Origin of the sequence: uncultured Bifidobacterium sp., from assembly GCF_959020155.1 — a bacterium.
Taxonomy (GTDB): domain Bacteria; phylum Actinomycetota; class Actinomycetes; order Actinomycetales; family Bifidobacteriaceae; genus Bifidobacterium.
In genome coordinates this window covers 127,873-153,572 of sequence record NZ_CAUERC010000002.1, presented here as the reverse complement: position 1 = coordinate 153,572, position 25,700 = coordinate 127,873, and the positions used below count along the sequence as shown (strand labels likewise).

The window sequence follows — 25,700 nt, the reverse complement described above, 5'->3', positions numbered from 1 at the left end:
CGGCGATGGTACTGCACTCGAGAGGGTGTGGGAGAGTAGCACGCCGCCGCTTCACACGTATCGGGCTTCCCGGTCGAGCCTTTGGCTCCCGGGAGGCCCTTTTTTATGCTCCCTGGAATTCCCACCGGATATGCTCCGGGAACCCTTTTTTCGTATCTTTTCCCATGCTTACCGAATCCCGTTGCCTATTGGATTCCATCGGCGGCAATATAGCATCTACAGTGTGCGAAATAAGAAGTATCTGTAGTAAAGGCAGCCGATCGCTCATACCTGTTGCACAACCTTGACACGTATGCCCAACTCTGCAAACCAGCAGTGCGACACGCCGATTTGGCTTTTTGCTGCTCCTGTTGTATTCTAGTCAAGTTGCGCTTAACGGATAGACACCGGAAAGCGTTGAATAATTGGAGAATTCGCCTAGTGGTCTATGGCGCACGCTTGGAAAGCGTGTTGGTGTAACAGCCTCACGAGTTCGAATCTCGTATTCTCCGCCCGGATTGGAACCCCGGAAACCGTTGGAATCATTCGGTTTCTGGGGTTCCTTCTTTTCCACTCCGTTTTCCGGTTCCTTCCAGATTCCCTCCGAATGCTTCTTTCGTTGGCCTCGGTTTTTTGAATCGTCCCGTATCGCAAGTCTCGCGTGTACGGGCCGGCATCCAGGAAAGTCCCTGATTGTCATGCTGCGGCTTATTGGTGCCAGTCTGTGGTCTCAATAATGGGATTGTTTGCCCTCATATGTCGATATTTGATTGCGATTCGGTGGGGGAGTTGCGTACATCGTCGTTTTACGCGCACTTTTGCGCTGCGCTACGTTACGCTCGAAATCGTGACGTTGAGAGAAAGAAGCACGACGATGGTTGACAAGACGGCTGCCGGCAGCCAGCAGACTGACCAACGCGATGCTGATACTCGTGACTCTCTGGCGGCGCTTGCCCGACGCCGTTCGAATTCATCGCCAATCGTATTGCAGAGTGATGTGCAGGCCGCTCCGCAGGAAAAGCAGGAAAAACAAGAAAAGCAGAGCGAAGCTGGGTCTGCCTTGCAAACGGGCGAGGATGCGAATGATGACGCGAATCGTGCGGAAGAATCGCAAACCGTGAAAGAAAAAGACGCTGTGGATGGTCCTGATAATACGCAGCAGCCGCAAATGGCATCCATAAGCGCCATCACAACGCAGGTTTTGCCACCAAGCTTTATTCCGACCGCAACCGGTCGTATTCGTCCCGTAACGGGCGCTTTTCCCGCAATTCAGTCCGCTTCGCAGACGGAACAGGCGCAGCGCAGGCGATCCATCCGCTCGTTGGCCGCGGGGTCGTTGCGTAGAACCAACATCGGCAATGCTGAAAAGGCCGGCGATGCGGGGAGCGCGGGTAGTACCGGACGGACGGTGGGGAATGGCGATACGCCGTCGCCGCGAATCGCCAGCAGTGCTCCCCATTATGCGAATTGACCAGTGGACTGATCAGAACGGCCAACGTAACAAATCAGTGGGAATACTGGACATACACGCGGTTCACGCACGGTACGCGCGCTTCGCGCTGCATTGTACGTCGCTGTACTACGTCATTCCAATTGAATCGCAACAATGCGTATAGCAGATGAAAAGCACATACGAAAAACGCGCATGAAAAAACGGTCCCGATATATTCGAGACCGTTTTTCATGAGTCGATGAAGCAAACGCTGTCCGGCAGCGAGCCGGCTCAGTCTTCGCTGGTTTCGCGCTTATACTGCACGAACGTCTTCATGGCGTAGGCAAGGCCGGCAAGCAGCAGAATGGCTGCGCAGGCAAGGGAAATGCCGATGCCGGTTTGTGCAAGCTGTCCATATTCCGACTTGGTCAGCGCGCCGGTGGACGCGGCGGTTTGATCGCCGGAAGCTGTGACGGATCCAGTTGCAGCACCATTCGCGCCAGTGTCGGCAGCCGTGCGCACAGTGCCAGTGGTGCCGTTGACTCCAGTAACGGTCGTACCGGCATTCGTTCCAGCCGTGATGCCATGCGTGCCGGTAGCAACGGATGAGCCGCCCTGCTGACCCGTCTTGGAGTTCGCGTCCTTCAGCGCCGCGATGAACGACTGATGCCACTGGTGGCTGCTCGCCGCAAACGCGTCATGCCTCGTCTTGAGTTCGTCGTGGGTCTCCTTCATATCGGCATGCATCTGGTTGAGGTGGGCCTGCGTGTCCTGCATATCCTGATGCAGAGCGTCGTGACGCTCCTGACCACGCTTGACCGCGCCGTCAATCGCATTCTTTATATCCTCGCGGTCCTCCTGGTAGTTCTTCCAGGCCTGCTCGCCGTACTGGCGAAGCGCGTCGGCGTCCTCGTGCGCGTTCTGATGCAGCTGCTCGGCGTGCTGCTTGGCGGTTTCCATATCCGACTTGATCTGCTGATTCGTCTTGTTCAAGTGCTGCACGGCCTCGCACGCCTGATCGGTGCACACGGCCATATCCTGGTCGATCTGCCCGCTGATGGCGGTGCTGCCGGCCAGTCCGTCCGTAGACGGTGCGACTTCACTGGCCGAAGCCGCGGAAGGCAAGGCGGCCATGCCGATGGTTAATATTCCCGCCGCTGCAGCTGTTGCAATACGATTCCTCATGGTGGTTCCTCTCCTGCGCACGTTTGCATTCGATCTGTGATTGTGCGCTCGCGTTCGTTCCGTATGCCATAGTAGGAGGGGAATGTGCCTAAATAAACCGGTGGAAAAATGACATTTGTCTAGTTTCTGCGATGCTGCAGCAGTCTTCATAGTTTAAGCGGGAAACCAGAATCCAAACCAGAAGCCGGAACAGCCTGCTCAAAACATGACCAAGCAGGCCAAGCAACGGCTCAGACCGCCCGTACTTATCCCGCCCGTATTGGTTTATCTAGCGGCGGCCCCCAACAAAGATCACTCAACAATAGTGATGAATGGGCTAGCCGGCAGATTAAAGTCGTTGTACAGCATGCTCGCGCACTTCGGATTGCCGCTGAACAGGTAACGTACTTGGCTCATGGCGTTGAGATCGTTCAGTGTTGAACCATCGGCTGCGGTGAGCAACACCTGATTGCCCCTGATAGTGGCATTGACCGCCTGCCATTGACCGGAATAATTGGCGACCTCAAACCCCTGCAATGCCGTAGTGGTGGGAGCGGCGATATTGCTGATACCGCTTAACGGGGTCGTTTTCGGAACGCTCTTATAGTTTGGTGCGATTGCGCTCGCGGTTTTCGAATAGTTCGGCTGCATGGCTTTCAGCCTGCTTGCGGTGCCGTTCCGGAAAGACAAGGCGATTGCGCCGTTCGCAGTGTGCCGGGCATGTTCGATAAGCGGTCCGTTGGGTACGCTGACAGCGTTTTTCGTACCGTTTTCCATGGCGAGGTACTGCGCGGCCATACGCGCGCCCAGAATATCCTTGCCGAGTGGATGAATCAGCGCGGATGTGCCTTTATCGGTGTCAAGGGAAACCGTCATCGCCACATTGGAACGGTCTTGCAGATTCGCGTTGTCAAGCGTGGTCCGTTGCGCTTCTCGCACGTTCTGTGTGTACTGATAGTTCGGCCATCGCGCAAGTTGCACGTACAGGAACGGCAGATCCTTCCGTCCGAACACGCTACGGTACTGATTAATCAGCGCGGTCATCTGCGACTCATACTCCGTAGCGGTCGAAAAGTTCATCGCATCATCGCATCCTTGGTACCAGAGCACACCTGCCACATGAAAATCCTTCAACGGTGCAATATGGTTCGCGTAGATATCTCCGCCACGTATATGCCTGCGAATAGGCGTGCCGCCCCACGCGGTCTGGATGATGCCGACTGGTACGTTAGGATGCTTCGCGCGCAACTGAAGGGCGAATTGCTGTGCCAAGTAGCTCAGATGCAGTGAATTCGTGGAATCCGCATTCAGCCACGCGCCAGCGTTCAGATTGACGTTGGCCAGCGGAAAATCAGTGTTCTTCACATCATGATCCGCAATGACGAATTTCACGTTCTTATCGACGAGTGGTTTCGGTAGGTCTGTTTTCTTAACTAGACCCTTCCCAAAGTTGTAGGCATCGTTATTCCCCTCATAGTACTGCGCATAGTTGAGTTCCATGTTCGATTGGCCGGCCGCCACGAACACGTCGCCCACATACACTTTCGCCAGTTCCGTTACGACTTTGCCGTCGTACTTCACCTGTAACGAATACGGCTTGAGGCTTGCTTTCTGTGCGTTCAACGTGCAAGTAAACGAACCATTTTTTGCGATTTTCGCAGTGACGCTCGCAGTCATCTTGCCTTGGGCAAGTGTTGCGGATAGTTTCGATGCGTCAATCTGTTTGCTGGCATGCGCGAATTTGACGGTTCCTTTGACCACTAACGGCTGATTGCGCTGGAAGACCATATTTTCCATGTAGTAGGAAGGCAAAGTCACGGAAACCTGCGAATTTGAGGACTGTGCGGTTTCTTCGTTTTGGTGCAATGCTGAACCGTTGCCCCATTTGGGGCCGCACCCGACGATGATGGCAACGACTATTCCTACGGTTACGATAACGGCAAGTGCCGTTCTTGCCAATCGTTTCGTATTCAATTCTGATTTGCCTCGTTCTTTGTCAACGCCCGCTCGAAGGTTCTGGCCTGTTTGTCATATGCGGCTCGTTCGGTGTTGGCTTTGCTGGTGGTCCCGGACGGGTCGGCTTTGCAGTCAAGCGCCTTCGGCGATTTGACTTCTTCCTGATACAAGGTGCTGAGCTTTTCCAGATCATATGAGGAATCCATGCTGGAAAATGCGTCGACAATCTTTCCTTTGAGCTGGAAATCCTTGGAATATGAAGCGTTCATGGCGGCAACCGCGTCTCTGCAGTCGTTAATGGCATTCAGTTCGCGCATTTTCTGCGATGTTCTCACGCCCATGACGCCGAAGACCACAATGCATACCGCAACGACGATAACGGCTACGATGATGGAACGGCGAATCAAGTTCTTGACATGGTTATGTACCCAAGTGTCGCCATCTTGCACGCCTTGCGATATGGCGATTTGGAATGGATCTTTGGTGTTTGTTTGATAGGAAACCCCTGATGCGTCTGTTTCAGGCTTTCCGTTACGATTGGTGATGTTAACGGAATTGTCGGGTTTGCTGGTTTCGACGGTCGCGGTACTGCTGAACGTTCGGGGCTTACGGACGCTATTTGTTTGACCGTCAGCTTTGTCCGGCTGCTTTTCGTGCCGTGCCATGCTTTCCTCCAGGAGTCCGCGATACCGTTTTGATGTTGTCTATTGGAGGTGGTCCGACAAGGTCCTCTGTTCCCAAATGACAATACATAAGGTATGTTACCCGTTCCACTTCCGAATGCCAGCACTTCATGTTGTGGCATATTCGGTAAATGTGAAGTTTGGTCCGGAATCCAGCTGCTTTATTTTAAGTGGGGACATCTCAGAATACACTTAAGTTTTGCGTGTGCAATTGCGTCAACGCGTGAAATGCGTTTTGTGAGAGAGGCTGACGATGATATCGCCGAAAAGCTTAATGAAGATTGCGGTCACCGCTTCCGTGGCTGCAATGACGGTTTCCGTTGCCGTGGTGCCGGCTTACGCCATGCAGGATATTGCGATTGAGGATACGCCAAGTTCTTTTGCCGCAACTGTGGATGATGTGCAGAATTCGTCAAACAGCATGCCGGACAATCCGAACGCGACGCTGCCGGAAACGGTAAGCGAAAACATTTCGGACGATTCCACTGTGGTTTCGGAGAACCTTGCGGTTACGCCGGAAGGTGATGTACAGAACATTGAGACCGGCGAAACCGTGACGGACGCTCAGCTGGTCGGCACGCAATCGCAGCAACCTGATCCACTGGCCAAAACGGATGGCGAATCATTCATTCCGGTGAGTGCCTCGGATGTGAAAGATGCTGTGGAACAACCTGTGAAACAGTCTGCGGAGCAGTCGTCCTTGAAGGGTGGCTCGACTGTCCGGCTCGCTAAATTCGAGAGCAACGAATACGGAGCACACTGGGGAACCTACAACGGAACAAAGGCGTTTTTCGATTATAGGAACAACCTGTTCGCCCAGCAGGCCAAGGGCGTGATTGATGTTTCCTCATGGCAGGGTGACGTCGATTGGGCCAAGGCGAAAGCCGACGGCGTGGAAGGCACAATCATTCGTTTGGGCTATGGCTGGGGCAATGACGCCGATACCAAAGCGCAACGTAACATCAACGAATGCAAACGTCTTGGTATTCCTTTTGGCATCTACTGGTATTCGTATGCATACGATGCGAACTGCGCACGTGCGGAAGGCAATGATGTGGCTGCCAAACTCCGCCAGATGGGCGTGAGCCCGAACGATCTGAAATACCCTGTGTATTATGACCTGGAGAAGTGGACGTGGACTGGTCATACCCCGCCGACCAATCCGAATGTTTATAGCGGTATGGCCGACGCCTGGTATGGCGCACTGCAGTCCGCCGGATACAAGAATCTCGGTGTGTATTCGTATACGAGCTACCTGCAAGGCCCGTTGAACAATTCGAGCATCTACGCAAAGACCCGTTGGGTGGCGCAATACGGCGCCCGAATGGAGTTCCCCTCATTCGGTACCAACGACCGTGGCTGGCAATACACCAGTTCCGGCCATATCAACGGCATCAGCGGTTCCGTGGATATGAATGCTTTTGGTAATAAAGCGACCAACGTCGCATCGGGAAAATGGGTGTACAAGGACGGTCGCCAGTATTGGCAGGAGAAGGATGGCTCATATGCTCAAGGAAAAGAGATATATGACCCATCGACAGATGCTTGGTATTGGATAGATGCAAATGGCGTTATGGCTCAGAACAAAGATGTGTATTTGCGTTCGAATGGCGGTAAGTGGGTTCGCTATGATTCGAACGGCCGGATGGTTAAAGGTGAGGATTTCAGGTATGGAGCTTGGTACAATTTTGATTTTACGACCGGTGCGATGAGTAAAGGAATGACATATTTGTCCGATGAGGACAAATATGTCTATTACGATGAGACTACTGGCAAGATGATTTATGGCGAAGTTTATCTTGGCTATGATGATGAGCGCGCTGGATGGTACATGTTTGACGCAGTTACTGGCGCTAGACGCGTAGGCGATGTTTTTATACGTTCGAATGGCGGTAAATGGGTCCGCTATGATCGAAAAACCGGCAAAATGGTAAAAGGTTTGCAGAAACAGAATGGTTCATGGTACTACTTCGATCCAGTTACGGGAGCTATGGCTCACGGAAACACGTGGGTTCCACAATGGCAAGCATGGCATTATTTCGATAACGTCACAGGCCGAGGTTGATTCGTGACTTACATTTCAGATTCGGTTATGTTACCTGATTGATTCGGCTGGAAAATGGTGAATTTTCCAGCCGCTTTCATAATGGCGACGGTGTTGCCTGTCATGGCTGATTTTCGTGCTTTGGATTCACTGATTGATTCGGAAACGTAAATTTGGATTTTCTTGCCATCAAGAGGGGACAAATCTACGGTGGGACATTGCGCGCTAATCGTAATAGGAGATAGTCTGGAAAGCGGCGTCAAATTGCATGATTTATCGGAAAGCGCGATATTCTGCAAGGTACTGAGATGCGCTAGAGCTGAAATATCGGAAATCTTAGTGCCTTGCAAATTAATTTGGGTTAGAGAGGTCATGGATTCAATCTGTGGTAGTTCTTTTAGAGATTTGAACTCGCTCAAATCCAGTGAGATCAATCCGGTAAAATGCTGCAGTCCTTCGACTGAAGTGATTTTTTGCAGATTATTCGTACTGCAATTTTGATATTTGGTTGTGTATTCAGTAAACGACAGGTTCTTAATTTTAGAGGCTTTTACTGAGGGAAAACCCTTATTGGATGCGTTGAGTACGGAGACTAAGCATGCGGCGAATTTTTTGTCAGGAATGACTTTGGAAAAATCGTTAGAAATAGATGATGCAGGGGACTTTTGGGGAAATGGTGTCCGCGCAACATTGTTATTCTGTCCAGAACATGCTGTTAAAGAACAGGCTTGCAATATGACCAACATTGCTAATGCACATGCGCGGACACCGTATTTCATATGGACTCCTTATAAACTGTTTCTATACAGGTTTAAATGGTTACTCGTCGTAATATGGGTGAGCATAGTTTGCTCCGTTGTAAGCCGAACGAATGCCAATATCTCCATAAGCTGCGTCGATAATTATTACATTTCTTCCATTCACTTCGACTACGACACCTGCATGGCTGGCGTCATAGTCATGAGCCCAAGCATCTCCGAACTTCCAGAAAGCGATATCTCCAACATGTGGTGTATGACTGACACGCCCACGGGATCTGTACCAATCGTAGTTATGGTGTGGCCAGCCGGTTTTAGCTCCGTCGCAGAGGAAAATGTCTAAACCGGCAGAATGGAATATGTACCAGACAAAAGCCATACATGGTCCGAATGGGCAAATGAGTCCTCCATTTGCAGCGAGCACACCTGGACAATCAGGATGCTGATTTAAGAGCGCGCGTGCTTGAGAAGTCAGTCTATCGATGATTTGTTGTTTGTTGTATTGGGCTCCTGTGTGGGGATCGAAGAAATAATGATGCCCGTCAAGAATGGCTCCACCATGAATCATGCGACTACTGGTTTTGTCGTAATATACCCATTTCTTACCGGCGTCCAGCCATGTTCTGCCCTTGGCCAAGGTTCCTGTGACAGGTTTCATGTAGTACCACCCATCATTAATGTAGTGCTCGCCGTACTGCATCTTGCCTGTTATTTTGTCGTAGTATACCCATTTGTCATGTTGGCGAAGGTAGACGAAATCATGCGCCATTTTGCCAGTATTTTGGTCGAAATAATACCAGCCAGTATGTTCTTTGTCGTAGTTGAGATGGGCTTCGCCGTGCGCCATTTTGCCGGTGACCACGTCGTAGTACACCCATTTACCATTGTTGGAGGATATGTGTTTAACTCCCTTGGCCATGGCACCTGTCTCTTCGTCAAAGTAGTACCAGCCGCCATTGCGGTGATCTTCTCCTTTGACTAAATTACCGTTTTCGTCAAAACGAACCCAGATGCCGTCTTTGCGGTTGTTGGGAGAACTTGAAATGAATACGTCCTTGCTGACGGCCATAGTGCCGTTTTCGTAGTAGTGCTCTTTATTCTGATCCCAACCGTTTTCAGGTTTGTCTGGTTTAGTTGGTTCGTTAGGACTGGTGCTGTCGTTATTCTTGTCCGGTTCGGAAGAATCGGGTCCGTCGTCATTCCTGTTCTGTCGGCTGGAGTGAATTACACTGTTCGGTTGTGTTGATTCGGATGCCGAATCAGAAAATTGCGAGGCATCATCAGCGTCTGAAGTGATTGTATTGGAATCACCTCCTTGGATACTATTTGAATTCTGATTCGGCTCGGCAGTTTGACTATTGGAAGATACTTGCATTGCGTTGGATTCGCTGCCCAGCGCGATTGCCGGGTAGGTAATTCCCTGCAGTACTGTAATGGCTAGAAAACTGATTAGAATTTTTCTCCGTTGAAGCATTATTCCCCCTTCCCTCTCATTATTCGGGGGATAATTATAGCTGTTGCTATGACAAAAAAGTTTGTTTTACAAGTCGTTCATTTACAAGAGGAGTTGATGTTTTTGGCGTGTGGCTAGAGGCGTGGTGGTGCCGATGTACAAGGAAACATTTGAAGGTGCATGACGAAGTTGCGGACAGCGTTTGACTATTGCGTTGATAGCATGACATACACTGTTAGACATGACTCATGATATGGAAGCGAACGGGCGTGGAGTTCAGATGAGACGTGAACCGACACTGGCTTTTGTGATTCCTTGTTTTAACGAAGAAGCCGCATTGCACGTAACTGCGGACGTTTTGAAGAAAAAGATGATTCAGCTTGAGGATTCGCAGGCTGTTGCGCGAGATAGCTTCGTTATTTTTGTCGATGATGGGTCCCGCGACAAGACTTGGGATGTGATTGCATCGCTGCATGAGAAGGATCCCTCCTTATTTCGTGGCGTGAAGCTGGCTCACAATAGAGGTCATCAGAATGCTCTTTTTGCTGGCTTAATGCAGGCATTGAGCATGAATGTCGACGCTGTTGTTTCCATGGATGCTGATTTGCAAGACGATCCCAATGCTGTTGATGGCATGGTTCAGGAATATCGTCAGGGAGCTGAAATCGTATACGGTGTGCGTGATAATCGCGATACTGATACTGCATTCAAGCGCGGAACGGCCCATGCCTTCTACTCTTTGATGAAGTGGCTTGGTACGGAAACCGTGCCGGATCATGCTGATTATCGTTTGATGAGTCGTACTGCATTGACGGCTTTATCTCAATATAAGGAGTCCAATCTGTTCCTTCGAGGATTGGTTCCTTCACTTGGTTTTAAAATGGCGAAGGTGTATTACAAGCGCGGAACTCGAGTTGCTGGGGAATCGAAATATCCTTTGAAGAAAATGGTTTCTTTCGCTGTAGAGGGCGTGACATCATTTTCGACAAAGCCTTTGAGCATGATTACCGGCATCGGGCTGTTCTCTGTGTTTATCGGAATCATCATGTTGATTTATACCCTTGTTTCTGTTTTCTCTGGGCATGCGGTTGCCGGCTGGGGCTCCATTATGTTCTCTTTGTGGATTTTGGGTGGTTTTATTCTGCTAGCTCTTGGAATTACAGGCGAATATATCGCGAAAATCTACATGGAGGTCAAAGCTCGACCGCGCTATATCATTGAAACGACGATCTGAGCGATAGGAATTTCTTTCTGAAGAAGATGGGATTAGAACCAAGTGAATAAAAGTGCTGTAGCTCAAAAACAGCCGTTCATTAAGCAAGTGCTTCCGAGATGGCTGGTCACAGTCGCTTTGGGAATGCAAATCGCCATTGTGACGATACTGCTTATGCTGTCAGTCTTTTTCACCGTCACTTTTAAGAGAAACAGTCCGCAGCTTGGCAGTATTACTGAGCAAGTTGATTACCATTTTGGGATGCCATCGGTTGCGTTCGGATTGGGAACAATCATACTGCTTGGCATGATGATCTTGCTTGCGATTGGCTTTTCGAAGCTCCCGCAGCAATGGGTTCTTGCCATTCTTTTGATATATGTGGCTGCAATGCAGATCATTTGGTTGATGTCATTGAATCTGGTGACTTACACATACCCGGATTCACGGAGCTTGATGGACGCAGCCGATATTCTGCTTAATGGTAACATTAACCAGTTCGGTGCGGATTTTTGTCCGAAGGGCAGCATCCGTCTAGAATGCGGCGCGCGAGGTATTCCGAGCGCATATACCTATTTCTCCTACTATCCATTCCAAAGCGGCCCAATGTTGTGGTACCTTCTGGTTTTTGCGGTTTTTGGATTGGATAACATTCTTGCTTTTCAAATCGTGAGTGCTGTGGCGGTTACTGCTTTGGTGGCAGTGCTATGGCGATTCGGCAGTTTGATCGGTTTGAATGAGAAAGGACATGGGGCCTTCACCGTCATAGTCGCGACTAGTGTCCCTTTGCTGATGTTCGCTACGTTCGTCTATCCTAATGCGGTTGGCTTCTTCTTCACGGTATGCGGCACTTGGATGATTGCAGAAGGCTTCCGGCTGCAGAAAGTTTGGGCTAGCAGCCTTGCAATTGTTGGCGGATTCCTCATTTGCGGAATTGGAATTGTTTTCAAATCGACGTACCAGATTCTTGTGCTTGCGGCCCTTGTGGCAGTCATCTTTGCAGTTTGGCATAACCGTCGTGTTTGGCAGTTGGTGGTTTCTTTTCTTTCCGCAGTGGCTGCGTTCTTTGTTTCAAAACTTCCCGTATATGTGGTTCAGACTTGGACCGGGCAGAAGTTCGGTAAAGGGATGCCGATGTCTTCTTGGATTGCTATTGGCTTGGGACAACCGGATAATATGCCTGCTGGATGGTGGAGCCGATTTGCTATAGACGCTTTTGAACGTACGGGGAACGATTATGCCCTGCAATCTCAGATATCCAATGATTTTGTTCGGAATCGTCTGGCGTTTTTTGCGGGCAATCCTAGTGATGGGTTAAATTTTTTTACCAATAAACTTGCGTCAGAGTGGGCGGAGCCCTCTTTTATGACGTCGTTGTATTCGGAGTTAGGTGAATCCGCGAACCATTTCTCAGGATTAGGCTCATTCCTTTTGCTGGGGAAAGGCGCGGATGTGCTGCTTCGATTTGAAAATGTTGCTCAGACTGTTGTCTATTTTCTGGCAATTATTGGGGTAATCGGTCTCGTGCATTCCTTAATGAAGGAACGGTCTCTTGGCGCTGATTCATCTCAAGTCTTTACGAGAGTTCTGCTGTGCGCCTCTTTCATTGGCGGATTCCTCTGCTATCTTTTCTGGGAAGCAAAAAGTATCTACACGCTACCTTTCTTCTTATTGTTGTTCCCAGTAGCAGCTTATGGCATTCAGAATATTGCTGATTTAATAAGCAGTATAAAAAAGAAAATCGCCTGAATCGAGATTGATATGGATAGAAAATATTTTTCGATGAATTCCATAGCGAGGAATAAATGGGTTTATGCGAAAAAGATCGCTCTATCCGTTCTTTTCGGTTCGCTTGCTTTTTTCGTGTTGAATGCATGCTTCTACATACCCTACGCGCATGCTGAAGAACATGCGGATGCTTTGAATACCTCGTCTGTTGAGACTGCTCCATCTCATCCTGACAACGGCTGGGATTCGAACAAGGAACATTACTACGAGAATGGACAGCAAGTACGTTCCCAGGAAATATATGATGCGAAAGAAAAAAACTGGTATTGGATAGATGAAGATGGATCTGTCGCTCGGAATAAAGACGTCTATCTTCGTTCCAACGGTGGGAAATGGGTTCGATACAATGCTGCTGGACATATGGTTAAAGGCGAGGATTATCGGTATGGAGGCTGGTATTACTTTGATAAAAACACTGGAGCGATGGCGAAAGGCATGACTTTTGTCTCGTCCAATGGCGGTAAATGGGTTTATTACGATTTAACGTCAGGAAAGATGCAGTATGGCGAACGTTTTGTGAATTACGACCGATCTCATACTGGCTGGTACCACTTTGATGAATGCACTGGAGCTATGACGCATGGCTTCTATTACAATTCATCCCAGCATAAATGGGTTTATTACGATCGTTTCTCCGGCCAGATGATGTATGGAGAACAGTATATAAACAACCATTGGTATGACTTTGATGGTTCAACCGGTGCGGTGAGATACGGCTTCGTCTATTTGCCGGAATCTCAAAAATGGGTGTTCTATGATCGTCGAATGGGCTGGATGCTGTACGGTGAACAGCCTATTGACGGCGCATGGTATTTATTGGACCTACATACCGGTGCGGTGCAGTACGGATGGCAGAGATTTTCTGGAAAGACAGTATGCTACAACTGGCCTAGCGGCAAGATGCTCTATGGCCGTCAGAACGTGAATGGCGCCACCTATTACTTTAACAACCGTACGGGCGCTCTGGATATGCGACGCTCGGCTTCTCTGCCGAGCGATTATGTTCCATCCGTTGCGGGGGATTTCGGAAAGAACATTCGATTGGGGAAATACCATTCTGTTCGTATTCTTGGCGATAGTATCGCTGCTGGTGTGGGCGCTGCGAACCCATATCCTTGCGCGTCGCGTGAGCTATTTCGTCTTGAAGGGAATGTTTATTTTGAACCGTCTCATCAGACAGATTCCGCAGTGAATGGTTTGATAAGAGATTTGAAAGCGCGAGGGGTGAGCGTGACTAATGCCAGTGCTCCTGGAAAAGGTTCCTATTCCGCATACGATTCCATCGGAGATCAAACTCTTGGACATGAAGATGCTGCTATTGTTTTGCTCGGTACGAATGATCGGCTGAGACTCTCAAACAGCAATGATTTCGCACGAACCGCTGAGCGGTATCTCAACCGAGTTTCTGCAAGATACGGATCTAGCAACGTGTACGTGATTGCTGGTATTGATACTTTGTCAGATCCTAGACCACTCACTATGGAACAAGAAAATAACGTGTTGCAATCCCTCTGCCGGCAGCATGGTTGGTGGTTCGCTTCGGCATATGCGGCATTCCGCACGGTAGGACGCTCAACGGGAATGCCTCAACATGCATTGTATACAGACGGCATTCATCCAAATCGTATAGGGCAAGTCGTGCTGCGCCGATCCTTGGAACAATTGCTGGGCTTGTGAATCCGGCAAGTGGCGGAGAGAACCTGTGGAATGGGAGACTGAATAAATTCATGAAGCGCATTAGATTCTTCGACATTGCCAAGGGCATAGCGATATTGGCAGTTATTCTTGGCCATAGCGCAATCGAGGCTAATCTTTTTATGCCCCACAGAACGGCGCAAATTATTGTGTCAATCTGTTTTTCCTTTCACATGCCACTTTTCTTCATTCTGTCCGGTTACTTTATGCATCCGGAACGTAAGTTTCGATGGGCGAAGGAATCGAAGCAACTGCTATGCACATATGCTGTGACTGCTTTGTGCGTCCTTATTGGCGTGACTTGTGTGGCAACGTTAAACCATGAGAGCCGTGTACTCGCTTTGCGTCAATGGAGCATGGCTGCATTATATGGAAGTGGAGACGTTTCCGATTTGACGTTATGGCCAGTGGATTTTCGAATTGGTGCGATTTGGTTCCTGTTGGCATTATTCTGGGCGCGTCTTTTACTGCATTTTTTTGCGAAACTTCCTTATACCTTCATTTGGGTGATTGCTTGTTTCCTTGTCGGTTATAGTTCGTCTCGCTATGTGTGGTTGCCATGGAGCATTCAAGCGGGAATGTGCGCAGTCGCGTTTCTTTATCTTGGCTATCTTGCTAAAAAATATGATGTGCTTGATTTCGTGAAGCATGCACCTTATATCTGGATTATTGCTTTATTGATTTGGATAGCTGACATTGCTTTCTTCGGTGGTATGAGCATGGCTATGAATAATTACGGTTCGCGTCCGATTCTGGCTGCGGTTGGCAGCATTGCAGGCACTCTATGCACCATCGGAATCTCTCAACTGTTTGATCAGGTCACAGCGTTAGGAAAAATGTTCAGCAAAATCGGGCAAGCGAGTTTGGCTATCTTGTGTGTGCATCTCGTTGAGGATGATATGCTGTTGCCGTCTTTGCAGACGTATTTTGGAACGCTACGGGCCTTCTTTCCGCAGATTCCATTGGTCTTATTGAGCTTCATCATCCGGCTGCCAATCGATCTTGCCGGTGCTGTTTTGCTCTACTATGTCCCGGTAATCAATGAGTGGTTCTACCCACAATTGGCAAAGCGACATCAATTAAGTCAATCTGGTACCGTGAATTAAACGTGCGTTTTCGCCGGAGGAATGAGGCTTTTTATGTTTCTCTTCAAGGGCTGAATGTAGTCTAGAAACCATGACTTCGATGAAATTTGCGAACATCTTGTTGGAGACGAATCCTCGCTCCGTTGCATACCCAGCTTTGTACTGCCGTTCCAATCAGCCTGTCGTCTTCGACAAGTTGATCCACGAATGGAAAATGTATGACGCTGGAACGTTCGATTTCAGTACTTATTTCAATTCTTTGTCGGTCATGAAACTGAAGCGCTATACCCGTGCGACGGGATTTACTCTGCATCTTGAGCTTAAGGGTGCCGCTTGCAAAGTGCTGCAGACTATGGGCGATGCCTTCGCGCATGATCCTATTTCGGTTGAAGGAGCTTCTAAGAAGCTGGAAGCGTCTACCAATTGGCAGACTGTTGATTTGCCTTTGACCGTCACTGACGACATGGTAATCGTCGGCTTCATCATAAAGACCGAAGGAACTGTCTCCATTAGGAACAGCTATTACGAGCTTGACGTTGATGGCGAGCTGAACGATGTTGAGTTGGTTCTGTCCACCACTACTTTCAAGAAGGAAGCGTTCATTGAACGCAACATTGATTTAGTCAAGAACCAGATTATCGGTTCCAACGATTCCATTGCAGACCATTTCCACATGTATGTGATGGATAATGGCCGGACTTTGGATGCGGAAAAACTGAGCGGAGATCGCATCCAGGTTATTCCGAACGATAATGTCGGTGGTGCCGGTGGTTTCACCCGTGGCATGATCACTGCTATGGAGCAGAATCCGAAGGCCACGAATATCCTTCTTATGGACGATGACGTTGCTGTTTCTCCGGAGAGCATCAAGCGTACCTATAATCTGCTACGCATCCTCAAGCCTGAGCATCGTGAGGACATGATTAGCGGCGCCATGCTCAATTATGAAATCGGCGAAGACCAGTGGGAAGATATCGGCAATATGACCCAGCAAGGCACCTTCGCTGGCTGCAAGCCGCCGCTGCGTTTGACGCTGTTCGAAGACCTCATCTATAACGAGATGTACACGCCTACCAAGTGGCAGCGAAACAACATGTACGCCGCTTGGTGGTACTGCTGCATTCCGATTTCCGTAATCGAAAAGAATGGACTGCCTTTGCCGGTGTTTGTCCGTTGCGACGATGCTGAATATGGCATTCGTTGCAAGACTGGCTTTATTACCATGAATAGCCTCTGCGTATGGCATATGTCATTCTTCGAGCGTTATAACGCGGCTGTGGAACGGTACCAGACCACGCGTAACACCATGATTGCTCAAGCAACATGTGGAATGGCTCCTGGTGCTGACTTTATGCGTGAACTGCATAATAATATTCGCCTCGAACTGAAGAAATTCGGTTATGCAAATGCGGAGCTGTGCCTGGACGCATTCGAAGATTTCCTGAAAGGTCCATCCTTCATCAAGAAGCCGGGACAGGCTGAACAAAGCTTCATGGCTGCAAACCGCAACAAGGAGCAGCTCGTTGATTTCGCTACACTTCAGGCTCAGGCTAATCAAGATCCTGAACTTGCGGGCTTTGATATCAAAGAAATCGACAGGCAGCTTATTGAAGGGGACAAGCCACGCAGCTTGCCTGAACGTCTGGAAGATCTGATTACTGATAACAATCAGCGTTATATCAAGAAGGACGGTACTGGATATGCGGTGATTCCGTTGCAGGGATGGCTGTATCCTGCCGGTGCGATTCGTGGCAAGCACAAGCTGGTGGTTTTGGATTGGTACAACCGCAAGGGCACGATTCGCGTCAAGGACGTGAAGCGTTACCAGCAGATCAAGAAGCGCTATGCTCGGGATCTAAAATACTACAAGGCGAACATCGAACGCATTCGAAAGGAATACGCTGAGGCGCGTTCGGAGTTGACGTCTTTGGAGTATTGGAAGAACTACCTCAAGATGGAGTAAATCAAAACCATCTAGGATTCTAAGCCGCATGCGCTCACAAGGGGCGTATGCGGTATTATTTTGCTTTGTTACTGGTTTCCATCGTAGAAGAGGAACGGGATTATGGCATCTCTGGCAAGACGACTGCGTGAAAGGCTGTTCTGGCCGTCGGAGCGGTCTATGCAAAAGTTGATGGGCCGAATCGATTCCTTGGAACATGAGAATGCCCAGTTGCGTGATAGTTTGAAGGCACAAGAATCGGTTTTATTTGAAATTCGTGACTGGATGCATGAAATCGGCGAGGAATCCTGCAGGGTTGTTCATGAGGTTCAGCGTGCTCAAATTGCAGAAAGATCCAAAGAAGACATCCGTTTTTGGGCGCAGTATCGTGATCCCGGGGAGACCGATTTAGAAACACGAAAAAGGTTTTTCCTCAATTTGCCCAAGGCAGAGGGGGATCTTAGGCTTCTGCAATCCGCTTTAAACCGAATGCTATGCGATTTTGCGGAGATTTGCCGGCAAAATGGAATAAATCAGTATTGGCTTGTCGGAGGTACGCTGCTCGGTGCGGTGAGACATCATGGGTTCATTCCTTGGGATGATGACCTTGATTTGGGCATCATGCGTGATGATCTGACTTGTCTTCAGGAAGTGCTTACTAATAATTCAAAGTACAAGATCACCGTAATCTGGGATCGTATCGTCCATTGCAGGCAGATTCGATTCGCTCCTCGAGACACAAGAATTCCAGGGTTCATTGATTTGTTCCCCTTCGATTGGGTATCTTCGCCGAACCACGACACTTTCTTAAAAGTTCAGGAATACCGGAAAGCCGCGATTGAAACAGCCGAAGCGGATATGGTTGTCCGTGAAGCTTGGGACAGAAACGTTTATATTCCAACGGAATCAGTGGCTGGGAAGCATATTGCGGATGCTTTCGATACGCAGCTTGACAGAATGCGCAGGGACGGCGTGGTCTGTTCGCATGAAGCAGCGGCAGGCATTGTCCGCGCGTATGACAATATGGACCATCCAAGCGGTTTTGAATGGATAAGTAGTCTTGACGAGTTCTGTCCGCTGGATGTTCAAACTTTCGAAGGGGAGCAGTACCCTGTGCCGGCCAACTATATGTATTTGCTGACTCATGCTTATGGCAACATCTTCGCGTTGCCTAATGATATCGGTTTACATTTCGAACATGTCGATAAGAAAGCGCTTGCCCAAGTTGACGAACAGACTGTTCGCGAATATGTGAATCGATAAGATTTAGCAGAACAACGGAGTGATGGGATGGAATCTGTTAAGAACGTTGCAATCGTAGTAGCTGGCGGATCGGGAACCAGGATGGGGCAGGACATCCCGAAGCAATTTATTAATGTATTCGATAAGCCAGTGCTTATCTATACATTGGAAAGCTTCCAGCGGCATCCTGATATTGACGCGATTGAGGTGGTATGCATTGAAGGCTGGGAAACCATGGTGGAAGCATACTCGAAGCAATTCAATATCGACAAGCTTAAGTGGATTGTGCGGGGCGGCGCAAGCGTTCAGGAATCCATCAGAAACGGTGTGGAATTCCTTGCCGACAAAATCAGTGAGGAAGACAATGTCATCATTCATGATGGCATTCGGCCTTTGATTGATGCTGATGTTCTGACTGATGTAATCGATGTTTGTAATCGATATGGCAATGCGGTGACTTCTTTGCCGTATAACGAGCAAATTTTCGTGATTAGCCAAGAAGACGCTTCGACTACGAAACAATATGTGCCTAGGGAACAATTGCGCCGCGTCTCAACACCGCAAGCTTACCGTTATGGGAAATTGCTGGATGCATATCGTAAGGCGTTCCGCGAGAATATTGGAATTCACGGTTCTAGCTATACGAATACCATGATGGTGGATCTTGGTGAGACCTTGCATTTTGCCAAAGGGTCGGATAAGAATATCAAGCTCACTACCAAAGGCGACTTGGAACTGTTCAAGGCATACATCACCGCAGATGAAGATACTTGGCTGAAATAAGGCGAGGGAGGTACTTTTGCCCAGTCGATTTGACTCTTCACTTTATCAGCAGGATATTGAGTATTGTGCCAATCTTCCCTTGCAATGGGACAAACTGGCGGATAAAACTATTGCGATTTCTGGCGCAACAGGGATGATCGGGACTTTTTTAATTGATGTCTTGATGAAAAAGAACGAAGACCCGAAGTTTAATTGCCAGATTATTGCGATTGGACGCAATAAGAGTCGCGCACGGAGTAGATTCCCATATTTTGATGAGGCTCATTTCCATTTTGAGCAGCTGGATGTGTCGATACCAGGTGTTCGTCCCAATCGTCCGGCTGATGTTGTCATTCATCTTGCCAGCACAACACATCCCAGAGCATATGCCTCCGAACCAGTGTCAACGATTACCTCAAATGTGACTGGTTTGCAGAACCTTCTCGAGTACTCATTGGTGGGCGGAAACGATCATCGTGATGGCAGATTCGTTTTTGCCTCATCCGTGGAAATTTATGGAAAGAACCGCGGCGATGCGGAGCGCTTTGATGAACAGTATTGCGGCTATATCGATCCGAATACGCTTCGTGCTGGCTACCCAGAGGCCAAGCGTCTGGGCGAAGCTCTTTGCCAAGCTTATTCCGAACAGCATGGAATTGATTTTGTCATTCCCCGCATAGCTCGAACTTATGGCCCGACTCTGCATAAGGATGACAGCAAGGCGCTTTCTCAATTCATCCACAAAGGGTTAATGAAGGAAGACATTATTCTGAAAAGCGAAGGAACGCAGCTGTTTTCCTACGCATATGTCGCTGATACAGTTGCTGGTCTGCTGTATTGCCTACTTGAGGGTGAAAGCCGAAGCGCATACAATATCGCAGCACCTATTTCCGATTGCCGGTTAAAGGATTTGGCTTCCTTGGTAGCTTCAAAGTGTGGTGTGAATGTCCATTTTGAACTCCCCGATTCCTTGGAGACAAAAGGGTACTCTACTGCGACGGTTGCTTTGATGGATGGACATAAATTGCAGACTTTAGGCTGGAATATGAAATATTCGATTGAAGAAGGAATCGGACGAACATTAAGCATCATGCGCAACGATTGATGTAATAATATTTCGGGCATTCGGCAACGCTCAATGACTAAGGGACATCCACTGATAGGATACAACTTGTGAAACAGTTGGTGAAAAAGATACGGGACAGATACGGGTATGCATGGACCGTCCTGCAAGGTTTGGTAAAGACGGATTTCAAACTTCGTTATCAAGGATCTTTCCTTGGCATCGCATGGTCGGTGCTTAAGCCCCTGATGATGTTTTGCGTAATGTATGTGGTATTCGGTAAATTCCTGCGCATGTCGGATGGTACTTCCACATACCCGGTCGTGCTGTTGCTAGGAATTAGCTCTTGGCAATTCGTTACCGAATCGACGAATGTCGGACTTCGATCCGTGGTGGATCGAGGGGATTTGCTCCGCAAGATTCATTTCCCGAACTATATCGTTGTGGTTTCGGCTACTGTCGGTGCACTTATCAGTTATGCGATCAATCTTGTTGTTGTTTTGATTTTCGCCATTATCGCAAGAGTCCATTTCACTTGGCGAGTGGTGCTGCTTCCTCTAAGCATCATCGAGCTTTACGCAATGACGCTTGCCGTCACATTGCTCATGGCCACTATGTACGTGTATTTCCGTGATATCGCCCATATCTGGGATGTTCTTCAGCAGTTGATTTTCTATGGCATGCCAATTATCTACCCATTAACATATGTGACCAATCGCGGTGGACTTTTGGCTGATATCGCCCGTTTGGAGCTTATCAATCCATTCGCTCAGGCGATTCAGGACATTCGGCATAATTTCATTGCACCAGAGACTCAACCGACCGTTTGGAATCAGTTCAACAATTGGGGAATCCGTCTGCTGCCAATTGCTCTGACCGTTGTTTTGTTGTGGCTGGGCGTGGTGTTATTCCGCCGTAATAGTCGCAAATTCGCGGAGGTTATGTGATGTCCGAAGAGAAAAGCGTAAAAAAAATCGATTATTCCAAAAATCCAGTTGTATTGTCTGCGAGCCATGTCTCCAAATGCTTCAAATTGCCGACGGAGCAGGCCACTGGTCTTAAACAGGCGTTCATCAATTGGACTAGAGGAATCAAAGGCTATAAGAAGCAGCAGGTTCTTAAGGACATCAGCTTTGAAGTTCACCAAGGTGAGTTTTTCGGCATTGTCGGTCGAAATGGTGGTGGCAAATCAACCCTGCTTAAACTGATTTCGCAAATTTATTATCCGGAAAGCGGTTCCATTACTGTTTCCGGCAAATTGGTTCCATTCATCGAACTGGGCGTGGGATTCAATCCTGAACTTACCGGCCGAGAGAACGTGTATCTAAATGGCTCTCTTCTGGGATTCACACATGAAGAAGTCGACGCGATGTATGACGATATCGTCGAATTCGCTGAGCTTGAAGAGTTCATGGATCAAAAGCTGAAGAATTACTCTTCTGGTATGCAGGTCCGCCTTGCTTTTTCTGTTGCGATTAAAGCACAAGGGGATATTCTGGTCCTCGATGAGGTCCTTGCCGTTGGCGATGAGGCATTCCAACGTAAATGTGATGACTTCTTTACGGAAATCAAAAAGGATCCGACTAAGACGGTTATTCTCGTGACTCACGATATGAATTCCGTCAAGAAGTATTGTTCTAGGGCAATGATGATTGCCGATGGCGAAGTGGAAGCCATCGGCGATCCGGAGACCGTATCACAGCAATACACGCTTGCCAATCTCGAAGCGGAAGAGAAAGCCGAACGTAAGCGTCAAGAAGAACGCGGAGGCTACCCGAATGGTCTTAACGAGCGATGCCCGCTGTTGAGAACTATTGCCGTTTCCCCCAAAGTCTGCACCAGTGCGGATATGTTCAGGTTTGATGTTGAATACCAATATGATGAGCCGGGAGATTTTTACCTCGCCATTGCGTTGCATGACATTCGCCGTGGTGGAATCACTTATGATACCGGTTCAAAAGTGTTGAAGATGGATAAACATGGCCATCAGGTTGTGCATTTTGAGATGCCTCTCAATCTGTTTAATAATGGCGAGTTCCGTCTGATTACATCACTTCGCACTCCTAGTCCAACTAATCCAAAAGCAACCGATGCTGTGGGCGTCGCCCTTGATGACAATGCATGCAGTTTCGTGATTCGTGATGACCGAAACCGTGAATACGCATTGCTAAGTGACCGTGCTCTTACGATTAAACGTGTCTAATAGTTTTGGTTGCATTCGGAAATGAACTTGTCTATTCTTGGAGGCAATACCGTTCCTTCAAGAATGGACAAGAAGATGAGAAAAGAAATAAAGCATCTCACTGCATTATTGGGAGCAATATCTCTGGTGGTTCCATTTGGAACTCAGATGGCGACTGGTGCTGAAACGAATTATCCAGATATGGAAGTCGGGGTATTTTGGAACAGCGACTCGGATCGTTCTGATACCGTGTACATGTCATACAATGGTTCCGACTTCCAGCAAATCAGCACCGCATATAAGACTGATGGTAACGGTAGCTCGCATGTTTCTGGAAAACCGAGCTACGTCAATGCCATTCATGATCCGAGTATTACGTATAAAGATGGGACGTTTTGGATTCTTGGCGGCTATGTGCAAAAGCAACAGAATCTGGGATGGCGTTTTACCCCGATGATGGGGTATTCCAAGGATTTGGTGAATTGGAGCTATCCTAATAGCGGTAGCCAGACGAATCTTGCTCCCTCTGTAAAGCCTTATACTAATGGGCTTGCGGATGGACAATTTGATTCCGCTGGAACAGATGGATTTGTGGATAGCCATGGCGATATGTGGATTGTGACCACGCTTGGATACTATGGCGCTTTTCATGGAAATGCGCAGAAGGATTATATGTATCCGTATATCGTTAAGGTATCTGGCCTACAACCTGGTGGTGATCCGTCAGTTAATCCTGGTGCCCAGCCTAAATTGAATTATGGTAATTTAAATCCCATTAAATTGCCTGATACAAGCACTAGTAATTGGCTTGATCCTTCTCTGTTTGAAAAAGATGGTACCTATTATCTCAGCATTAAGAAAAATGGGGTCACCAATCAGATTTATTCTATTCATGATTTGAATCAAGCCGGGAACGTCAATGCATGGCATTTGGTAAATTCCAATGTGGTCACTGGGTATGAAGGACCATCATTAACGTACTATAACGGGCAATACTTTTTCTATACTGATAAACTTAAAGATTATCCGTATGGCAAAGCCGATGGCACTGCGGGTACTTTCGTTACTCAGTCATCAAACCTGAATAGCGGTTGGCATGGTACGCGTCGAATCACTACAACTAATGTTGATGGACGTAGCATTCCTAATCGGCACGGAACTGTGATAACCGTGACGGATCCTGTTGCAAAAAATATTGTTTGGAATGCAAGGATTCGTGCAGGTTATGGAGCATATCGGCCTGGAACAAATGGTTGGGTCACGGAGAACGGGAAGCGCTACTGGTATGACAATGGTGTGAAGGCGGTCTCTAAAGAGGTGTATGACCCAGCAAGTGATGCTTGGTATTGGTTCGATAAGGATGGATCCCTTGCGGTGAATAAAGATGTCTATATTCCGTCGGGGAACAAATGGGTTAGGTATGATAACAATGGCCATATGATTAAGGGTGAGGATTACCGCTACGGAGGCTGGTATTACTTCAACCCCACCACAGGAGCCATGACTAAAGGCATGCAATACGTGCCCTCGAACGGCGGAAAATGGGTGTACTACGATTGGACGACCGGCAAGATGGCTCATGGCGAACAATATGTGAACTATGATACGCAGCATACAGGTTGGTATTTGTTTGATCGATATACAGGCGCCATGTTTCACGGGGATACTTATGTTCGTTCCAACGGCGGAAAATGGGTCAGGTATGATTTCACCACAGGAAAAATGGTCAAAGGTCTAAACCGTCATGATAATTCCTGGTATTACTTTGATCCAACTACGGGGGCGATGCAGAAAGGCCGTGTCTGGGTTCCTGAATGGAAATCTTGGCATTGGTTTGATCCAACTACAGGAAGAGGATGAGTTGAGATAGACTGGTTTTGGCGCAATGCAAATTGTGCCAAAACCAGTTTTTATTTTATAAAGGGACCTAATTTGCCTCAACATTATTCCGGTGAACGTCGACAATATCGCAGAGAACTAAGACTATCTGTTCCTAGTTGTATTTCTCTACTATATTGGATTGGTTCTATCGTAATTGGAAGCGTGATTATTTTTTGGGGAAAATATCATTGTTTTAATGATAGGGCGGCGCACTGGGCGCGTATTCTGCAATTACGGTCAGGTGAAATAATACCTTCTTTTTCTAAAGAATATCCAGAATGGATTGTTTATTCTGAACATGGGAAAATAATTACTTTTAATAATACTGCTGTCAATTCTCCTTTTGTCTATTTTCCAAGTCTAATTTTTCGTGGCGATTTTCGCATTTCGAGCATAGCGACATTGATATGCTCGGCCAGCCTTATTGCCGTAGCAATACGTATTGCTGGATGTTATGCTAATATCATTCTGGCGATAGCAGTACTTCCTACTACTTTTTTCGGGATGATATTCCCAACTGCCGATGCTATAACTAATAGTTTTTCTTTATTGTTCATAGCTGTTGTGTTGTGTCTGTATCAGCGAGATGGTGCGTTGCATTTCAGGCATATTGTTTTGCTCTGTGTTCTGAGCATTATGTTGGGGCAGGTGAAGATTACATGCTCGATTATTGTTTTATTTGTATTTTTCCTTTTACCTAAAACAACCGATAAAAAGATGAAAGTATCTCTATCGCTTCCCGTGCTATGTGCTTTTACGTCTATGTGGTTGTGGCGTATGAAGACTTCGCATATAGCGGTTGCACCGAATCGTGTTTCCTTGCAGGAGACTCACGATTTTGAGATGCAGTTGATGCTTTCTCCTTGGAAAATATTTTCTTTGCTTGGACGTGTACTGTTTGAACCTTTAGATTTTGATTATGAAAAAATTGACGGTCAATTAGTAAATCCGAGAAGAAATCTTCAGTTTTTTACTGGAACCGAAACGGTCCAATTGCCTTTAATTGTTATGGCTCCGGTACTGATTGCCATTATGATGTTGCTGATTGTTCATACTTCATATAAGCGTATGTGCGGATATCAGATTGCAATTGTATTGGCGATTCCTGTTCTGTATTTTGTCCTGTCATGCGTAGCTATGGCAGTTACCTGGAGCGGAACGGTGGATGGTTGCGTGTCGGGTATGCAGAGTAGATATTTGATACCGGTTTTACCGTTATTTGCTTTGTTGTTTCCGGGTTTAATTGGCTTTGAGAATGTCAATTTAAAGAAATATAGAATGTCTGTATTTTTGTTAATATTATTTTCATATATAGGTATTTTAATTTCATATTTGGTTCAATGGAATTAAAAATAAGGGATATGATACTGTATTTAAACTT

The 25,700-nt window shown here is 47.7% G+C and carries 19 protein-coding genes and 1 tRNA gene; 15 read left to right on the top strand and 5 right to left on the bottom strand.

Annotated features, from left to right (window positions below):
* The first annotated feature begins 406 nt into the window (after window positions 1-406).
* A tRNA-Ser gene (locus tag Q5H31_RS01325) sits at window positions 407-491 on the top strand.
* Window positions 492-853: 362 nt separating this feature from the next.
* Entirely contained in the window at window positions 854-1,450 is a 597-nt protein-coding gene (locus Q5H31_RS01320; protein ID WP_033500336.1) for a hypothetical protein, read from the top strand.
* Window positions 1,451-1,702: 252 nt separating this feature from the next.
* On the opposite strand, the gene Q5H31_RS01315 is transcribed toward Q5H31_RS01320, so the two are convergent.
* The 3 genes from Q5H31_RS01315 to Q5H31_RS01305 form a co-directional block, all read right to left on the bottom strand.
* On the bottom strand, window positions 1,703-2,596 hold the full coding sequence (locus Q5H31_RS01315) for a conjugal transfer protein (protein WP_033500335.1): 894 nt from the start codon (window positions 2,594-2,596) through the stop codon (window positions 1,703-1,705).
* A gap of 291 nt (window positions 2,597-2,887) precedes the next feature.
* Window positions 2,888-4,549, bottom strand: coding sequence for a sialate O-acetylesterase (locus Q5H31_RS01310; RefSeq protein ID WP_051923573.1), 1,662 nt, complete (start codon window positions 4,547-4,549; stop codon window positions 2,888-2,890).
* Window positions 4,546-5,196, bottom strand: coding sequence for a hypothetical protein (locus Q5H31_RS01305; protein ID WP_033500334.1), 651 nt, complete (start codon window positions 5,194-5,196; stop codon window positions 4,546-4,548). The genes Q5H31_RS01310 and Q5H31_RS01305 overlap by 4 nt, the downstream gene beginning before the upstream one ends.
* 271 nt (window positions 5,197-5,467) lie before the next feature.
* Between Q5H31_RS01305 and Q5H31_RS01300 the strand changes: the two genes are divergently transcribed.
* The gene (locus tag Q5H31_RS01300) at window positions 5,468-7,279 is read left to right on the top strand and encodes a GH25 family lysozyme (protein ID WP_033500333.1); all 1,812 of its coding nucleotides are present in this window, start codon (window positions 5,468-5,470) and stop codon (window positions 7,277-7,279) included.
* A gap of 8 nt (window positions 7,280-7,287) precedes the next feature.
* Here the strand turns inward: Q5H31_RS01300 and Q5H31_RS01295 are convergent, their stop codons facing one another.
* Entirely contained in the window at window positions 7,288-8,037 is a 750-nt protein-coding gene (locus tag Q5H31_RS01295) for a hypothetical protein (RefSeq protein WP_080723557.1), read from the bottom strand.
* Window positions 8,038-8,077: 40 nt separating this feature from the next.
* On the bottom strand, window positions 8,078-9,490 hold the full coding sequence (locus Q5H31_RS01290; RefSeq protein WP_302457396.1) for a CHAP domain-containing protein: 1,413 nt from the start codon (window positions 9,488-9,490) through the stop codon (window positions 8,078-8,080).
* A 220-nt stretch (window positions 9,491-9,710) separates the two neighbouring features.
* Between Q5H31_RS01290 and Q5H31_RS01285 the strand changes: the two genes are divergently transcribed.
* From Q5H31_RS01285 to Q5H31_RS01230, 12 genes are all read left to right on the top strand, one after another.
* Window positions 9,711-10,703 (top strand): glycosyltransferase family 2 protein, encoded by a 993-nt coding sequence (locus tag Q5H31_RS01285; protein WP_033500331.1) that lies wholly within the window; start codon window positions 9,711-9,713, stop codon window positions 10,701-10,703.
* A 42-nt stretch (window positions 10,704-10,745) separates the two neighbouring features.
* Window positions 10,746-12,428 (top strand): hypothetical protein, encoded by a 1,683-nt coding sequence (locus tag Q5H31_RS01280; RefSeq protein WP_118278491.1) that lies wholly within the window; start codon window positions 10,746-10,748, stop codon window positions 12,426-12,428.
* A gap of 12 nt (window positions 12,429-12,440) precedes the next feature.
* Entirely contained in the window at window positions 12,441-14,144 is a 1,704-nt protein-coding gene (locus Q5H31_RS01275; RefSeq protein WP_235693678.1) for a GDSL-type esterase/lipase family protein, read from the top strand.
* A 50-nt stretch (window positions 14,145-14,194) separates the two neighbouring features.
* Complete coding sequence (locus tag Q5H31_RS01270) at window positions 14,195-15,268, top strand: acyltransferase family protein (RefSeq protein WP_033500329.1); 1,074 nt, start codon at window positions 14,195-14,197, stop codon at window positions 15,266-15,268.
* Between the two features lie 70 nt (window positions 15,269-15,338).
* The gene (locus tag Q5H31_RS01265) at window positions 15,339-17,210 is read left to right on the top strand and encodes a glycosyltransferase (protein WP_033500328.1); all 1,872 of its coding nucleotides are present in this window, start codon (window positions 15,339-15,341) and stop codon (window positions 17,208-17,210) included.
* A 102-nt stretch (window positions 17,211-17,312) separates the two neighbouring features.
* The gene (locus Q5H31_RS01260) at window positions 17,313-18,452 is read left to right on the top strand and encodes a phosphorylcholine transferase LicD (RefSeq protein WP_235693679.1); all 1,140 of its coding nucleotides are present in this window, start codon (window positions 17,313-17,315) and stop codon (window positions 18,450-18,452) included.
* A gap of 27 nt (window positions 18,453-18,479) precedes the next feature.
* Window positions 18,480-19,214 (top strand): 2-C-methyl-D-erythritol 4-phosphate cytidylyltransferase, encoded by a 735-nt coding sequence (locus tag Q5H31_RS01255; RefSeq protein WP_033500327.1) that lies wholly within the window; start codon window positions 18,480-18,482, stop codon window positions 19,212-19,214.
* 16 nt (window positions 19,215-19,230) lie between these two features.
* Window positions 19,231-20,298 (top strand): NAD(P)-dependent oxidoreductase, encoded by a 1,068-nt coding sequence (locus Q5H31_RS01250; protein ID WP_033500326.1) that lies wholly within the window; start codon window positions 19,231-19,233, stop codon window positions 20,296-20,298.
* 68 nt (window positions 20,299-20,366) lie between these two features.
* Entirely contained in the window at window positions 20,367-21,203 is an 837-nt protein-coding gene (locus Q5H31_RS01245; RefSeq protein WP_033500325.1) for an ABC transporter permease, read from the top strand.
* A complete protein-coding gene (locus tag Q5H31_RS01240; RefSeq protein WP_033500324.1) occupies window positions 21,203-22,459 on the top strand; it encodes an ABC transporter ATP-binding protein in 1,257 nt (418 codons plus the stop codon). Before Q5H31_RS01245 ends, Q5H31_RS01240 begins: the two co-directional genes overlap by 1 nt.
* A gap of 63 nt (window positions 22,460-22,522) precedes the next feature.
* Window positions 22,523-24,298 carry a hypothetical protein gene (locus Q5H31_RS01235; protein ID WP_033500323.1) on the top strand — a complete coding sequence of 592 codons (1,776 nt, stop codon included), beginning with the start codon at window positions 22,523-22,525 and terminating at the stop codon, window positions 24,296-24,298.
* A gap of 72 nt (window positions 24,299-24,370) precedes the next feature.
* On the top strand, window positions 24,371-25,669 hold the full coding sequence (locus tag Q5H31_RS01230; protein ID WP_235693680.1) for a DUF2142 domain-containing protein: 1,299 nt from the start codon (window positions 24,371-24,373) through the stop codon (window positions 25,667-25,669).
* Window positions 25,670-25,700: the final 31 nt, after the last annotated feature.